This window comes from Sorangium sp. So ce185 (assembly GCF_051526825.1).
GTDB classification, from domain to species: domain Bacteria; phylum Myxococcota_A; class Polyangia; order Polyangiales; family Polyangiaceae; genus Sorangium; species Sorangium cellulosum_D.
In genome coordinates this window covers 11,245,710-11,260,194 of record NZ_CP150316.1, presented here as the reverse complement: position 1 = coordinate 11,260,194, position 14,485 = coordinate 11,245,710, and the positions used below count along the sequence as shown (strand labels likewise).

The window sequence follows — 14,485 nt, the reverse complement described above, 5'->3', positions numbered from 1 at the left end:
GGCCGCTCAGAACCTCGAGACGAGCTCGAGCCGCGCGCCCTCGAACGGCGGGAAGGTCCGGCACACGCCGGAGACGCAGCGCAGGCCCCCGCGCCGCTGGCCGACGAAGAGCTGCGCCGTGTCGACGATCTGATCGAGCGCCGTCCGCCTCGAGCCGGATTTCCATTGCAGGCCCCCGCTGAAGAAGTGGCAGAGCTCGCCGTCCTTGCCGGGCGCGCAACCAGGTTGAGACGTGTACTCGTAGCCGAAAATTGCTGCCAGGTGGGGCGACCACTGGAGCGCGAGGTAGTTGTCCCCTTCGACCCAGGACGACTCGAAATTCTCCGGCCTGTAGCGGCGGCGGCTGTTGCCCTGCACCTGGACAGAGAACGCGCCAGCGAGGTGCTTCACGATGTCGTAACGGACGTAGCCCTCGCTGTAGAAGGCGCGCTCCGGCTCGGCCTCGTCGGATTGTCGAGCTCCGGCCCACGCGCGCACGTGCGAGCGGCTGCGGTCGAAGTGGAGCTCGGTGCCCGCCGCGACGTCCCACGTGTCGGTGCGGTTCGCGTCGTCTTCGATGCAGCCGTCGCTCGCCTTCTCCGTGAAGCTCACGTAATGACCGACCCAGGCGTACACGGCCAGGCTCCGGTCGAAGCGGTAGTCGACCCGCCCGCGCCCGCCCGTCACGCAGACGTTTGGCGCGCCGATCGGCTCCACGTAGACGGGCTCCGCGGTGGGAGGTTGGTTGTACGCGAGGCCCTTGTACTCGGGCGCGCTGAAGCCAGGGTTCAGCGGGTCGACATCGATGTTGGCCAAGAGCGGCGCGAAGCGGCGATAGTGCTTCCCCTCGAGCGACACGGCGACCGGCCCGCTGCGGGCGTTCGCCGCCGCGTAGATCGCGTAGCCCGGCCGGACGCGCTGGCCCTCTTCCGTTCGGCCCGGCTGGCCGGCCACCTCGACGTACACGTCGCCGTGCTCCGCGATCGAGGGAACGCCGATCGAACCGCTGAACGTGCCGATCTCGCCGCGGAGCAGCGCTCCGTTCGCGGCGAGCTGCACGCCCTTCGCCGCCACCTCCAGACTTCCGCCGAGCACGGTGTCCTCGACGTAGCTCGGCTGCGCCTCCGCGACATGCGTGACCGGGCGCGGATTCCCCTGCGGGTCCACGGTCGACTCGTACGTGCGCAGGTCGCCTGCGCTGTCCGCGTCGGGGAACCCGAAGAAGAGGGGTGACCCGGAGCCGTGCAGCCGCCTGCCGCTCGCGCTGTCGATGCGCAGCGGGTTCAGCTGCCCGGCGAAGGCCGTGGCCTTGAGCCGGAGGACCGTGAAATCGTGCTCGAGCGCGAGCCTGCCACCTCGGACCGTCGTGTCGATGGCGAGCTCGTCCATCTTGCGCACGCTGAAGACCAGGCCGCGCCCGAGCTGGGCGTAAAAATCACCTACCGTCGCCTCGATGCCTGGCTGCGTGTAGGTTATCCAGAGCTTCGACGGATAGACCGTGTTCCGGTACCGCGAGTGGAGCTCCCGCCTGGCGTCGTTGACCTCGAACAAGACCTCCTCGTCCCGGATCTTCTCCAGCAGGTCGAAGCTGGTCGCCGACGGCGTGCCGACATAGAAGGCGGCGTCGATCCGGGCGCCGAGCTGAAGACGCCACCAGCTGATCTGCGCGTCCAGCCGGTCGAGGATCTCGCCGTAGCGGTCGTCGAGGTAGCGCGACGCGTAGCGAGGATCGTCGTTCCGGTTGTCGAAGTGGTACACCGCGGCCGCGGTGTTCACGATGTCGACGGCCATCGGCTGGCCGCCGACGTCCTGGAAATCGACCGCCGCCGCGGAGCCGGCAGCGAGGAGGAGGGACGCCGCGGGCAGACCGGCGACGGCGGCGTGGAGCAGGGAGCGCACCTCGGTTTCCTACCACGGACCCACCGCCCGTGGAGCCCGGCGCGGCGCCGAGCGCGAGCCCTCCGCGCCTACGGCTGACCGAGCGCCTTCTCGACATGCTCGGCGAGCAGCGCCTCGTCGCCGGGCTGGTAGCCGCCGCGCTTGTGAAGAATCGAGCCGTCTCGGCCGATGAGCACGGAGAACGGTAGCTCGCGCTTCGGGTTGTACTTGGCGGCAACGGTCGTCTCCTCGTCGAGGAGCACGGGGAAAATCATCTCTCTGTCGTGCGCCGTGCTGCTCACCTGCGCGCGGGACTCCGGCCCATCGAGGGAAACGGCGAGCACGACGAACCCCTTGTCCTTGTGCTTCTTGTAGAGCTCGACGATGTGGGGCATCTCCGCCAAGCACGGATCGCAGGTGGTTGACCAGAAGTCGATCAATACGACGCTCTTGCCGGCATAATCCGAGAGCCTGACGGTCTTGCCGTCCAGGGCGGGGAGCGAGAAGTCCGGCGCAGGGCTCGCCGCCGGGCCTCCGGAGGCGGCGCCACACGAGGTGGTCGCGAGGCCGAGGACAGTGAACGCCAGCGAGAGCGCGCAGCGGGTAATTCGGTTCATCGAGGGCTTCCGTCGCGGAGGGCCGGCCTGAGCGGCCGACCGGCTTGAGGTCTCAACGTTGCGGACGCCGCGAGCGGCGCCCTGACAGGTTCTCCCGCGGGCGCGCCGAACGGTGGCTCGGCGGCGCGCCCGCGCGGCGGTTCGTTCAGAGCTCGCCGTTCATGATCTTCTCGAACTTCCGCCAGAAACTGCTGTCCTCCGCGGGCACGCCGGAGACGACCTCGATGATGGTCATGTCCTTCGTCCTGACCAGCATGTTCGCCGGGAACGCATCGGCCTGGAAGAGCGCGCCGAGCTTGTACGAAGGGTCGATCGCCGACGGGTACTGCACGTCGTACGTGGTCGTCCAGCGGTACAGGTCGCGCGGCACCGCGGGCTCACCCGGGTTCCTCCCGTCGGCGAGCTGGACCAGGAACTCGCCGCCGAGCGGTTGATACTTCTCGTACAGCCTGGGCAGGACGGACTCCGCCTCGATCTTGCAGGGGCCGCACCACACGGACGAGACGTCGATCAGCAGCACCTTCGGCTTCGGCTCGCCAGCGCCGTAGGGCGAGCCCTCGGGAAAGACCTCCTCCCCGGTCGGGTTGTAGAAGTCGGCGAGCTGAATCGGCTGCATCGTGTCTTTGTGTTCGGCGGCGTTGGCGTACCCGACGAACTGGTAATTCGCGATCACCCGGCCGGGGCTGATCCCATACGGCCCAGCCGGATATTGAGCAGCGTTGGCCGCAGGCTGACCCGTCCCTTCAGGAAAAGGAGGAGCCGGGATGGGATCCTCTTCTCCCCCGCAGCCGACGAGCCCCAGGGCTGCGACGACGCCAAGGCCCATCCAAACGAGAACTGCGTCCATTCGCATGATGCCACCGCCTGAAGTATGGTGTAGGAGTGCTCATTCTTCTGGGCGGCACGGGGGGCGTCAAGGGCAACCTTGTCGCCGCCGCTTCGCTCGGGGGGCTCGTTTCCGCAATCTCCGGCCAGGCCCGCCGTGCCTGCCCCGATCCGCGGGTGTTTCCCGCGCTGAGGTCCTATGCAGCAGGTTGTCGCCACTCACAGCGCCCGTCGGCCCCGTCTCCGTCGTATCCACGCCTTCCTGATGCTGGGCTTGCTGGCGAGCGGGGCGGCCCTCGCGAGCGGCGCCTGCTCGTCGTCGGACGCGCCGCGGGACGAATGCTTCGGAGGCGTCGTCGTCAACGGCGTCTGTGAGGGCAAGTGCAGGCCGGAGCTCTGCCTGGCGGGCAACACCTGCGTCGGAAACCGCTGCGTGCTCGAGTGCAGCAGCCACCTCGAGTGCGCCCCGGGTCTCCAGGACTGTGTGCCCGCCGTGGAAGACGACACGGAAGCCAAGATTTCCGTTTGTAGGCCGAACGGGAAAATGGTGGGTTTTGGGGCGCCGTGTCCGTTCGGTTTCGAATGCGGGCACTTCGGGCGCTGCCCCGACGACACGCCGTGCAACCCGATGCAGTGCAACGGCAATCCCGGCGAGTGCCAGCGCGACGCCGCGGCGTGCGGCGACAACCCCGCCTGTACCGCCGGCAAGTGCAGCGACGGCAGCTACTGTTTCATCCCGACCTGCGCTCCCGACCAGTGCTCTTCGCTCGGCCTGGAGTGCCTCGGCAAGGGAGAGGGCGACGCCGAGGCGTACTGCACGCAGCCGCATTGCGAGAGCGACGCCGACTGCCCCGGCGGCTTCGAGTGCGCCGTGACCCGCGACCCTCACGCGATCTGCGGCACCGACAAGGGGAATAGCAGCTTCTGCGGCGAGACCGACGAGGAGTGCATCGACCCCTCCACGTTCGGCGAAGGCAACACCTACGAGGAGGGCTCGCTCTGCCTGCTGCGAAAGACGTGCGTCAAGCGCACGCAGTGCGCGCCGTGCAGCTCCGATGTCGACTGCTCGCTCGTCCTGGGGCAGCGCTGCGTCACGATCGGCGGCGAGAGCCGGTGCGCCAGGTCGTGCAGCGAGGACTCCGACTGCGACCTCGACTACAGGTGCGACGGCGACGTGTGCAAGCCGCGGTTCGACCGCTGCGTCGGCGATCCCGGCGGCTTCTGCCATCCGTGCCGCAACGACACCGACTGCGGCGACGCGGACTCCACGATGGAGTGCACCACCACGCTGCGCGGCCAGCGGGCGTGCCTCGACGCGGCGCTCCCCATCCGGTGCACCGAGGAGAACGCGGCCGAGGTCTGCCCGAAGTCGCCCAGCGGGCTCTCCGGCGCGTGCGTGTGCATCGAGGCGAACGGGAGCGGGGAGTGCGTGGACTCGCGGTGCTACCTGCCGTCGCGCCGGCTCGACCCGAGCGACCCGCAGTCCGTGGTCACCTCCTGCTGGTGACGGGGCCGGCCGGGCGCGGGGCGGCCGGTGCGCCGCCCGGCCAGGTGAAGGCGAGGCGAAGGCGAGGCGAAATCGAACGGCCGCGAGCGTGGCGCGCTCGCCGGTTGACGGGAATCCGGAGCGGTCCTAACTCCTTCGCCCCATGCCCATCACGAAGGATGCCGCGCTCGCCGCGCTGGCAAAGGTCATCGCGCCGGATCTCCAGCGCCCGCTCACAGAGCTCGGGCGCGTCCGGGAGCTCTCGATCGAGGGCGAGGCCGCCTCGCTCACGGTCGAGCTGACCAGCCACTTCAAGCAGCGGCTCGCCGCGGACATCGAGGCGGCGCTGAAGGGCGCCGGCGCGAAGGACGTCCGGATCGCGTGGGACGTCGCCGTCCCGCAGCGCACCATCCTCCCGGACGACCCGTCGCCGGGCGTGCGCAACATCGTCCTCGTGATGAGCGGCAAGGGCGGCGTCGGCAAGAGCACGGTCGCCGCCAACCTGACGCTGGCGCTGAGCCGCGAGGGGGCCAAGGTCGGCCTGCTCGACGCGGACATGTACGGGCCGAGCGTCCCGACCATGCTCGGCGTGATGGGCCGCCCGACCTCCGCCGACGGCCAGAAATTCCTGCCGCTCGAGCGCTTCGGCGTGAAGCTCATGTCGATCGGCTTCCTCCTGGAGGATCCGAGGTCAGCCGTCGTCTGGCGCGGCCCGATGCTCCAGAACGCGCTGCTCCAGTTCATGCGCGATGTGGAGTGGGGTGAGCTCGACTACCTGGTGCTCGATCTGCCGCCCGGGACCGGTGACATCGCGCTGACGATCTCCCAGAAAATGAGGACCACGGGCGCGATCGTCGTGACGACGCCGCAGGAGGTGGCCCTCCAGGACGTGTACAAATCGGTTTCCATGGCCCAGAAGGTCGGGATCGCCCTGCTCGGCGTGGTCGAGAACGAGAGCTACTTCGTGTGCGACGGGTGCAGCAAGCGGCACGAGCTCTTCGGGGCCGGCGGCGGGCAGAAGATCGCCGAGTTCGCCGAGGCGCCGCTGCTCGGCCAGATCCCGATGGACCCCGCCATCCGGGAGTGGGGCGACGCCGGCACGCCGGTCGTTCAGGCCGCCCCGGCCAGCCCGATCGCGCGCGCGTTCCTGGATGTGGCGGAGCGGCTGGCCGGCCAGATCAGCGCCCACAACCTCGCGAGCGGGGGTGGCCTGCGCATCGACCGGAGCGGGGGGACGAACAAGCACCTGCCCATCATGCGGTAGGCTCTCGCGTAAACGTCCCGGGTACGTTATGGTTCCGGCCCCTTCCCCCCAATTGAACCGAGGGGGCCGCTGGAGAGAACGCGAGCACGTTTCGCCCCCATCGGCATGCGTTGTCGCGCGAGGCGCGGATGAATACCCACGAAAATACCACCACGCCGGCGGACGCGCCGGAAGCTCCGGCCGACCAGGGCGGCACGCTCGAGGCGTCGAACGCGGCGTCCGAGCAAGCAACCCAGGCTCATGAAGCGGGGTCCACCACCCCGTCCGAGGCGAGCGGCGCGTCCGGCGGAGAAACCTCGCCGCAGGCGAGCTCGACCCAGCCCGAGGCAGCACCGGCCGCGGCGGCACCCGCCGCCCAGGCGAGCGCTGCCGATGACGACGACGACTGGGAAGAGCAGCCCGGCGACGACATCGGCAACCGCGTCCCCGGCCTGCCGCGGGACGATATCGGCAACCGCAAGCCGGGGGCCCCCCAGGGCCAGGGCAGGCGGGGCGCTCCGGCGGGCGGGAAGCCCGCGCAGGGCGCGAAGCCCGCGCAAGGCGCGAAACCCGCGCAAGGCGCGAAGCCCGCGCCGGCGGGAGAAGCGGGCGCGGCCGCACTGGCGGAGGGGGGCGCTGGAAAGAAGCGCCGCCGCCGCCGCCGCCGCAAGGGCGCGGAGGAGGCCGGTGGTCCGCCGGGCGCCGAGGCGGCCGAGGCGGCCGAGGCCAGCGACGCCGAGGCCAGCGACGCCGAGGCGGCCGATGCCGGCGACGAGGAAGGCGAGGAGGAGCAGGCGGCCGACGAGGCGGGGGGGCAGCCCCAGCCCGGCGGCGAGAAGCGCAAGCGGCGCAAGGGGCAGGGACCGCCGCCGCCGCGCGAGCGCCCCGCCTTCAGCATCGGCGAGGAGGTGTTCGGCAAGGTCAGCAAGATCACTGACCACGCCATCTGGATCGACATCGCCGGGAAGGCCACGGGGCTCTTCGACCGCCGCGAGATCCTCGATGAAGAGCCGCCCGTCGATGGCGATCAGTTCATCGCGACGGTGGCGAGCACCGGCGTGCGCGGGGGCATGCTGCTCCTGTCGAGAGCACCGGTGCAGCTCGATCAGGCGCGGGCGCGCGCCGAGGCCGCGCTCCAGAGCGGCGAGCCGATCGAAGGGTTCGTGACCGGGGCGGTGAAGGGCGGGCTCGAGGTCGACCTCGGCGGCCTCCGCGCCTTCGCGCCGGCGTCGCACGTCGATCTGCGCCACGGCGCCGACCTCAACTACCTCGTGGGGCAGCGGCTCGATTTCATCGTGACGCAGTTCGCGAAGAAGGGGCGCGACATCGTCGTGTCCCGCCGCAAGATGCTCGAGGAGGAGACCCGGAGGGCGCGCACCGAGGCGCTCACGTCGATCGAGCCCGGCTCGCTGCACAAGGGCGTGGTGCGCAAGGTCGTCGCGTGGGGCGTGTTCGTCGCGCTCCCCGACGCCGGCGGCGTCGAGGGGCTGGTCCACATGAGCGAGGCGAGCCACGACCGCGGCGCCAAGCTGGCCGACCTGTTCAAGCCGGGCGCGGAGATCGACGTGAAGGTCCTGCGCGTCGACGACAAGGGCAAGCTCTGGCTGAGCCGCAAGGCCGCCACCGTCGATCCTTGGGACGCGGTGAAGGACAAGTACGCGGTCGGCTCGCGCCACAAGGGGAAGATCGCCCGCTTGCAGCCGTTCGGTGCGTTCGTCGAGCTCGAGCCGGGCATCGATGGGCTCATCCACACGGCCGACCTCTCGATGAAGCCGATCCAGCACCCGAGCGAGGTGGTGACGGTCGGCGACGATGTCGACGTGGTCGTCGCGAGCTGCGACCCGGCGGGTCGGCGGATCGGTCTCCACCCCGCCCCGCCCGAGGGCGAGGAGAGCGAGCCGCGCCAGCGCGTGCAGCAGGGCAGGGCGGTGAAGGTGGCCGTCACGCAGGTGACCGAAGGGGGGCTCGTCGTCCGGGTGCTCGGCACGACGGGGCGAGCGGCCCGCGGCTTCATCCCGGCCGGTCACACCGGCACGCAGCGCGGCACCGACCTGCGCAAGGAGTTCCCCATCGGGACCCAGTTCGACGCGAAGGTCATCGAGGTGGATCCGCGCCGGGGAGAGGCCAAGCTGTCGATCCGCGCCCTCAAGGAAGACGCCGAGAAGCAGGCGTACCAGCAGTACCGCGCGGGCGTCGCGCGCGAGGCCAAGTTCGGCACCTTCGCCGACCTCATGAAGAAGAGCTGATCCCGGGAGGGGCGCGCCGCCTGCGCGGCCGCGCCCCCGCCTCCCTCCGGCCGCCGCGGCGGTCCGCGGGGGTTCGCGCTACTCGCGCCCGAGCGCGTTCACGGGATCCATGCGCGCGGCCCGTCGCGCCGGGAAGAATCCGAAGACGATCCCGATCGCCGTGCTCACCCCGAGCGCGACGCCGAGCGCCGTCGGCTCAAGCCTCATCGGCCAGTCGAGGGCGCTCGAGAACCCGAGGATGACGCCGTACCCGAGCGCGCTGCCGACGATGCCGCCCAGCGTGGCGAGCACGAGCGCCTCGAGCAGGAACTGCAGCAGGATGTCGATCTCCCGGGCGCCGATGGCCATCCGGATGCCGATCTCGCGGGTGCGCTCGGTGACCGACACCAGCATGATGTTCATGACGCCGATGCCGCCGACGACGAGCGACACCGCCGCGATGCTCACGAGCAGCGCCGAGAGCGCCGCGAAGATCGCGTCCTGCATGGCCTGGAACTCCGCCTGGCTCCGGACGGCGAAGTCGTCCTCCTCGCCCTCGTCGATGCGGTGCCGCTGGCGGAGGATCGCCTCGGCCTGCTGCTTGGCGCGCTCCGACGTCTCCGCGGACGTCGAGCTCAGGAGGATCGCGTGCACTTCTCCGGGCCGCGTGGCGACGACGTGCGATCGCATCGTGGTGATGGGCATCAGCACGATGTCGTCCTGGCTCTGCCCGAAGGGCGACGCCCCCTTCTCCTCCAGGACCCCGAGCACGCGGTAGGTGTGGCGGCCGATCCGCACCATCCGGCCGACCGGATCGAGCGACCCGAACAGGTCGCGCGCGGTCTGGGCGCCGATGACGACGACCTTCTCGGAGAGGTTCTCCGAGGCGGGGCTCCACGGCTCTCCCCGCGCCACCTTCCAGCTCCGGATCTCGAAGTAGTTGAGGCGGGTGCCGACGAGCGTCGGGCTCGCGTTCTGGCCTTCGTAGATGACCTGGGCGCTCGACCTGAGGAACGGCGCCGCGATCCGGATGCTCGTCGACTCGCGCACGAGCGCCTGGCCGTCGAGCTCCGAGAGCCGGGCGCCGGTGGTGCTGCGGACGCCCGAGGCGCGCGCGGAGCGCGCGAAGACGATGAGCGAATTGGAGCCGAGGTTCGAGATCTGCGCGTTCACGTTGGCGCGCGCGCCGCTCGCCAGCGCGGTGACCGTGACCACGGCCGCGACGCCGATCGTGATCCCCAGGATCGTGAGCCCCGCGCGGAGCTTGTTCCGGCGCACGGCGCGCATCGCGATCACGATCGCCGACAGGACGCGGGTGAGCGTCGCCCTCACTCGTGCCTCAGGGCGGTGATCGGGTCCTGGCGCGCGGCGCGGCGCGCCGGGAAGAACCCGAAGACGATCCCGATCGTCGCGCTCGTCCCCACCGCGACGACGACCGCGCTGGCCGGCAACGTCATGCTCCAGCCGAGCGCCGCGGCGAAGAGCTGGATGACGACGAGCCCCGCGCCGAGCCCCATCACGCCGCCGATCAGCGACAGGGTGATCGCCTCGACCAGGAACTGGACCAGGATGTCGCCCTCGGAGGCGCCGATCGCCATGCGGATGCCGATCTCGCGCGTCCGCTCGGTGACGCTGACGAGCATGATGTTCATGACCCCGATCCCGCCGACGAGGAGCGACACCGCGGCGATCGACGACAGGAGCATCGTCAGGGTGTCCAGGATCCGCTCCTGCGACGCCCGGAACTCCGCCTGCGTACGGATCACGAAATCCGGCTCGTCCTCGGGGTCGATCTCGTGGCGCTGCCGGAGGATCCTGTCGATCTGGTCCACCGCGCGATCGACGGTCAGCTCGCTGGTCGCGGCCGCGACGAGCATTTGCACCCTGCCCGGCGCGCTCGGCACGACGCGCGACCGGAAGCTGCCGATCGGCATGAGCAGCCGGTCGTCCTGGTCCTCGCCGAACGGCGATTGCCCCTTCTTCTCGAGCACCCCGATGACCCGGAACGGGTGCTTGCCGATCCGGATGTACTGCCCCACGGCCTCGCCGGAGCCGAACAGGTTCTCCCGGACGGTCTCGCCGATCACGCAGACCTTCGTCTTGAGCTGCTCGTCCGACTCGGTCCAGCCGTCGCCCTTGGCGACGCGGTAGGAGAGGATCGTGAGGTAGCTCCGCGTCACGCCCATGACCTGGGTCGCGACGTTGGCCTCTCCGGCCACGATCTGCGTCGACGTGGAGCTGAACGGGCTCAGCGCGGCCACGCTCGTCGACTCCTTCACGATCGCGAGCCCGTCGGCCTCCGACATCCGCACGTTCTCGCGGCGCTTCAGCCCGGAGGCCTGCGTCGACTGCGGGAAGATGTAGATCGAGCTCGCGCCCAGGCCCGAGATTTCGCCGAGGACGCGGTTGCGTACGCCCGTCCCGAGCGCCACCACGATCACCACGGCCGCGACCCCGATCAGGATGCCGAGCACCGTGAGCGCGGCGCGGAGCTTCGAGCGGACGATGGCGCGCAGGGCGATCCGGACGGCGGCAAGGTAGCCCCTCACGGCGCCTGCTCGTCGAGCTCCGCCCCGGAGGGCGGCAGCGCGGCCAGGGCCACCGCCGCGTCGACGGGGCGCTCGTTCCTGAGATCGCTGCGGACCTCGCCGTCGCGCATCGTGATCACGCGGCTCGCGCAGGCGGCGATGTCCGGCTCGTGGGTCACGAGGACGATGGTGATCCCTTCCAGGTTGAGCCGCTGCAGGAGCCCGAGCACCTCGTAGCTCGTGCGGGTGTCGAGGTTGCCCGTAGGCTCGTCGGCGAGGAGCAGCGGCGGGGAGGTGACGAGCGCTCGCGCGATGGCGACGCGCTGCTGCTGGCCGCCCGAGAGCTGGTTCGGCGTGTGGTGCAGGCGCTCGGCCAGCCCCACCGCGCTGAGCGCCTCGAGCGCGCGCGTGCGCCGCTCCGCCGCGCCGACGCCCCGGTAGACGAGCGGCAGCTCCACGTTCTCGAGCGCCGTGGTGCGCGGCAGCAGGTTGAAGCCCTGGAAGACGAACCCGATGAGGCGGTTCCTCACGATCGCGCGCGCGTCGTTGCTGCGCCGGGTCACGTCGAGCCCGTCCAGCCGGTACGTGCCCCGGGTCGGCCGATCGAGGCACCCGATGATGTTCATCAGGGTGCTCTTGCCCGAGCCGCTCTGCCCGACGATGGCGACGAAGTCGCCGTGCTGGATGGTCAGATCGACGTGGCGGAGCGCCCGCACGACGACCGCCTCGGTCGTGTAGTCCTTGCCGACGCTCGAGAGCTCGATGAGCGGCTCGTCTCGGAGCACCGCGGCGACGGCCTGGCTCTGGGGCAGCATCGGCGCCTCAGAACAGCCGGGGGCCGCGCCCCCTGCCGCCCGTGGATGGACCGTCGTTCTCGTCGATGACGACCTTGACCGGCCCGAGATCGGTGAGCAGCGCGGTGAAGATGCCGTCGGTGATCCCGACGTCGACGACGCGGGGCTCGATCTTCTCCGCGCCCGGCGTGGCGTCGGTCAGCACGTAGACGCGGCCCTTCTTCGGCGGGAGCGGCTCGAGGGGCGGCGCCTTGATCTCCTTGCCGTCCTTGTCCCGCTCCGGGGCCGGCTTGAACCGGAGCGCCGCGTTCGGCAGCCGCCGCGCCCCCTTGGCCTCGGCGGACCGGATGCTCACCGTGGCCGTCATGCCCGGCCGCAGCTTGACGTCCGGGTTGTCGACCTCGACGACCGCCGCGTACGTCACGACGCCGGACTGGTTGAGCGGGCTGTAACGCACCTGGCTCACCGTCCCCCGGAACGTCTCGCCCGGAAAGGCGTCGACGCTGACGTCCGCCTCGATGCCCTCGCGGAGCCGCCCCACGTCCGCCTCGTCGATGTCGGCGAGCACGCGCATCTTGCGCAGATCCTGGGCGATCACGAAGAGCGTGGGCGCCTGGAAGCTCGCCGCCACGGTCTGCCCGGGATCGATCGCGCGGCTGATGACGACGCCGTCGATGGGCGAGAAGATGCGCGTGTACTGGAGGTTCGTCGTGGAGGAGCGGAGCACCGCCCTGAGCTGCGCCACCTGCGCCTTCGCAGCCGCGAGGTCGGCGAGCGCCACGTCGTAGGCGCCCTGCGCCGTGTCGAGATCGGCCTGCGAGCCCACCCCCTCCGCGACCATCTTCTTCGCGCGCTCGAGCCGCTGCTTGGCGGTCCCCAGCGAGGCCTCGGAGCGCACGACGCTCGCGTTGGCCGCCTCGAGCTGCGCCTGGTTGGAGTCGATCTGCGCCCCGAAGAGCGTCGGATCGATCTCGGCCAGCACGTCGCCGGCCTTCACGATGCTGTTGAAGTCCACGTAAACCTTGGTGATTCGCCCCGAGACCTGCGCGCCGACCTGCACCTCGGTGAGCGGCTTGACCTGCCCCGTCGACTGCACCAGCTCGATCACGTCGCCCGTCGTGATGTCGCCCGTGACGTAGCGCGGCGGCGGCGGCGGCCTCGTCCGGATCCTCCACACGACGATCCCCGCGACGAGCGCGGCGATGATCGCCAGAACGCCGAGCCGCCCGAGCCAGCGCTTCGTCCCCACCTTCGAGAGCTCCTGCTCGAGGCTCTCCCGTCCGCGACCGGGAGGCGGTCCACCCGCGCGCGGGCCCTGGACCGACGCGCCGCCGCGCGGGGGAGGCGCTGCCGAGGCCGGTCGTGCCCCGCCCGGCTGCGCCTCGCCGGGGCGGACGCGCTCCGTTTCCGGGGTGGCCTGCGTCGCAGGGGCCGACGCGTCGAGAGGGTCGCGACCGGTCGCCCGAGCCATGGAATCGGCCATCGGACGTCCTCATAGCATGCCGCTGCGCAGGCGCGGCTCGCTTGAAACCGCGGAACCGCCATGGCAAACCATCCGCCGCCTATGGAGTCTCTGCCCATCGCAACGGACACGGTCGTCACGCTGTCCTACGTCCTGTTCAACGAAAACGGCGAGGCGGTGGACCAGGCGTCGACCGCGGAGCCGCTCATCTACGTGCACGGATACGCCCAGATCGTGCCTGGCCTGGAGCGCGCCCTGGAGGGCCTGCGCGCCGGCGAGCAGCGCGAGATCACCGTCGAGCCGGCAGAGGCGTTCGGCGAGCGCGAGGACTCCGGCATCTTCGAGGTCGACAAGGCCGATTTCCCCGATGCGGGCGAGGTCGAGGTCGGCGACGAGTTCGTCGCCCAGGGGCCGGACGGCGAGCCGGTCGCGCTCCGCGTGGTCGACATCCTCCCCGACGGCTTCCGGGTCGACACGAACCACCCGCTGGCAGGCCAGAAGGTGCGCTTCCAGGTCCAGGTCAGCGAGGTGCGCGCCGCCAGCGAGGAGGAGATCGCGCAGGCTCAAGCCGAGCTGGAGGAGCGCATCGAGGAGTCCGAGAGCGGGGGCTGCTGCGATCACGATCACGACCATGACCACGATCATGGCCATCCTCACGAGCACGGCCATGGAGAGGCGCTCGTGACGCTCTCGAAGAAGTCGTCCTAAGCCCGCCGCAAACGGGCGGGTTGTCCGAGGAGATCACATCATGACCGTAGGTGAGAAGGGCAAGCTGACGGAGCTGCAGCTCGATCGCCGGGTGCGCGAGCGCCTCCTGGCGAGCGGTACGCTGAGCGCCGCGACCATCGAGGCGCACCTCGCGAGCTTGCCGGATGCAGAAGAGCAGGCCGAGACGATCGCGGTCGATCAGCCGGCGCTCGGCGGGGCAGCGCACGCGCCGCGGGTCGAGCCTGAGCTCGACGACGAAGGGTCCGAGTGAGCGACGCGAAGGAGCAGGAGGATCTCCCTCCGGCCGGGGGCCCCCCGGAGCTGCCGACGCTCGACTTCTCGACGTTCGTGCTGTCGATCATCGGCTCCGCGTACGTGCACCTGGGCGACGCACCCAGCCCTGACGGCAGGGAAGAGCAGAACCTGGTCCTCGCGCATCAGGACATCGATCTGCTCTCCCTGCTCCAGGAGAAGACCAAGGGGAACCTCACGGGTGACGAGGAGCGCCTGCTCGAGCAGGCGCTCTACGATCTGCGGATGCGCTACCTCGAGGTCTCGAAACGCTCGTGACCGCCGGCGCCAGGGCTCTTTCGTGGGTCCTCCTCGCCTGGCTGGTCGCCGCGTGCAACAAGGCCTCTCCCGGCCACTCTTCCGGCGCGAGCAGCTCCGCCGTCCCTCCGGGCGCCGTGCCGGTGGTCAGCCTCTCCCCGCCTCCTCCTATGCCGGCTCCTCCGATCGTC

General features: G+C 70.6%; 13 protein-coding genes. 6 read left to right on the top strand and 7 right to left on the bottom strand.

Annotation, left to right across the window (positions count from 1 at the left end; all coding sequences use genetic code 11):
* Nucleotides 1-6 precede the first annotated feature (6 nt).
* From WMF26_RS41450 to WMF26_RS41440, 3 genes are all read right to left on the bottom strand, one after another.
* Nucleotides 7-1,878 (bottom strand): hypothetical protein, encoded by a 1,872-nt coding sequence (locus WMF26_RS41450; RefSeq protein ID WP_437997238.1) that lies wholly within the window; start codon nt 1,876-1,878, stop codon nt 7-9.
* A gap of 68 nt (nt 1,879-1,946) precedes the next feature.
* Complete coding sequence (locus WMF26_RS41445) at nt 1,947-2,474, bottom strand: peroxiredoxin family protein (protein WP_020740296.1); 528 nt, start codon at nt 2,472-2,474, stop codon at nt 1,947-1,949.
* 145 nt (nt 2,475-2,619) lie between these two features.
* Nucleotides 2,620-3,147 (bottom strand): TlpA family protein disulfide reductase, encoded by a 528-nt coding sequence (locus WMF26_RS41440; RefSeq protein ID WP_061628282.1) that lies wholly within the window; start codon nt 3,145-3,147, stop codon nt 2,620-2,622.
* Nucleotides 3,148-3,564: 417 nt separating this feature from the next.
* On the opposite strand from WMF26_RS41440, the gene WMF26_RS41435 reads away from it, so the two are divergent.
* From WMF26_RS41435 to WMF26_RS41425, 3 genes are all read left to right on the top strand, one after another.
* Entirely contained in the window at nt 3,565-4,806 is a 1,242-nt protein-coding gene (locus tag WMF26_RS41435; RefSeq protein ID WP_437333641.1) for a hypothetical protein, read from the top strand.
* 142 nt (nt 4,807-4,948) lie between these two features.
* On the top strand, nt 4,949-6,049 hold the full coding sequence (locus WMF26_RS41430; protein ID WP_437997237.1) for a P-loop NTPase: 1,101 nt from the start codon (nt 4,949-4,951) through the stop codon (nt 6,047-6,049).
* A gap of 128 nt (nt 6,050-6,177) precedes the next feature.
* Nucleotides 6,178-8,274 carry a S1 RNA-binding domain-containing protein gene (locus WMF26_RS41425; RefSeq protein WP_437997236.1) on the top strand — a complete coding sequence of 699 codons (2,097 nt, stop codon included), beginning with the start codon at nt 6,178-6,180 and terminating at the stop codon, nt 8,272-8,274.
* Between the two features lie 78 nt (nt 8,275-8,352).
* Here the strand turns inward: WMF26_RS41425 and WMF26_RS41420 are convergent, their stop codons facing one another.
* From WMF26_RS41420 to WMF26_RS41405, 4 genes are read right to left on the bottom strand one after another with little or no spacing between them, the layout of a single operon-like run.
* Nucleotides 8,353-9,585 carry an ABC transporter permease gene (locus WMF26_RS41420; protein ID WP_437951622.1) on the bottom strand — a complete coding sequence of 411 codons (1,233 nt, stop codon included), beginning with the start codon at nt 9,583-9,585 and terminating at the stop codon, nt 8,353-8,355.
* On the bottom strand, nt 9,582-10,802 hold the full coding sequence (locus WMF26_RS41415; RefSeq protein WP_437997235.1) for an ABC transporter permease: 1,221 nt from the start codon (nt 10,800-10,802) through the stop codon (nt 9,582-9,584). The genes WMF26_RS41420 and WMF26_RS41415 overlap by 4 nt, the downstream gene beginning before the upstream one ends.
* Complete coding sequence (locus tag WMF26_RS41410; RefSeq protein ID WP_437333636.1) at nt 10,799-11,596, bottom strand: ABC transporter ATP-binding protein; 798 nt, start codon at nt 11,594-11,596, stop codon at nt 10,799-10,801. The genes WMF26_RS41415 and WMF26_RS41410 overlap by 4 nt, the downstream gene beginning before the upstream one ends.
* Before the next feature lie 7 nt (nt 11,597-11,603).
* The gene (locus tag WMF26_RS41405; protein WP_437333635.1) at nt 11,604-12,824 is read right to left on the bottom strand and encodes an efflux RND transporter periplasmic adaptor subunit; all 1,221 of its coding nucleotides are present in this window, start codon (nt 12,822-12,824) and stop codon (nt 11,604-11,606) included.
* Nucleotides 12,825-13,139: 315 nt separating this feature from the next.
* On the opposite strand from WMF26_RS41405, the gene WMF26_RS41400 reads away from it, so the two are divergent.
* From WMF26_RS41400 to WMF26_RS41390, 3 genes are read left to right on the top strand one after another with little or no spacing between them, the layout of a single operon-like run.
* Nucleotides 13,140-13,745 carry an FKBP-type peptidyl-prolyl cis-trans isomerase gene (locus WMF26_RS41400; RefSeq protein ID WP_437997234.1) on the top strand — a complete coding sequence of 202 codons (606 nt, stop codon included), beginning with the start codon at nt 13,140-13,142 and terminating at the stop codon, nt 13,743-13,745.
* A gap of 40 nt (nt 13,746-13,785) precedes the next feature.
* The gene (locus WMF26_RS41395; protein ID WP_020740286.1) at nt 13,786-14,016 is read left to right on the top strand and encodes a hypothetical protein; all 231 of its coding nucleotides are present in this window, start codon (nt 13,786-13,788) and stop codon (nt 14,014-14,016) included.
* Nucleotides 14,013-14,315 (top strand): DUF1844 domain-containing protein, encoded by a 303-nt coding sequence (locus WMF26_RS41390; protein ID WP_061628276.1) that lies wholly within the window; start codon nt 14,013-14,015, stop codon nt 14,313-14,315. Before WMF26_RS41395 ends, WMF26_RS41390 begins: the two co-directional genes overlap by 4 nt.
* Nucleotides 14,316-14,485 lie beyond the last annotated feature (170 nt).

Coding starts and splice junctions, on each gene's coding strand:
- WMF26_RS41430 (WP_437997237.1), top strand. CDS start 4,949: ATGCCCATCACGAAGGATGCCGCGCTCGCCGCGCTGGCAAAGGTCATC.
- WMF26_RS41425 (WP_437997236.1), top strand. CDS start 6,178: ATGAATACCCACGAAAATACCACCACGCCGGCGGACGCGCCGGAAGCT.
- WMF26_RS41410 (WP_437333636.1), bottom strand. CDS start 11,596: ATGCTGCCCCAGAGCCAGGCCGTCGCCGCGGTGCTCCGAGACGAGCCG.
- WMF26_RS41435 (WP_437333641.1), top strand. CDS start 3,565: ATGCTGGGCTTGCTGGCGAGCGGGGCGGCCCTCGCGAGCGGCGCCTGC.
- WMF26_RS41400 (WP_437997234.1), top strand. CDS start 13,140: ATGGAGTCTCTGCCCATCGCAACGGACACGGTCGTCACGCTGTCCTAC.
- WMF26_RS41445 (WP_020740296.1), bottom strand. CDS start 2,474: ATGAACCGAATTACCCGCTGCGCGCTCTCGCTGGCGTTCACTGTCCTC.
- WMF26_RS41395 (WP_020740286.1), top strand. CDS start 13,786: ATGACCGTAGGTGAGAAGGGCAAGCTGACGGAGCTGCAGCTCGATCGC.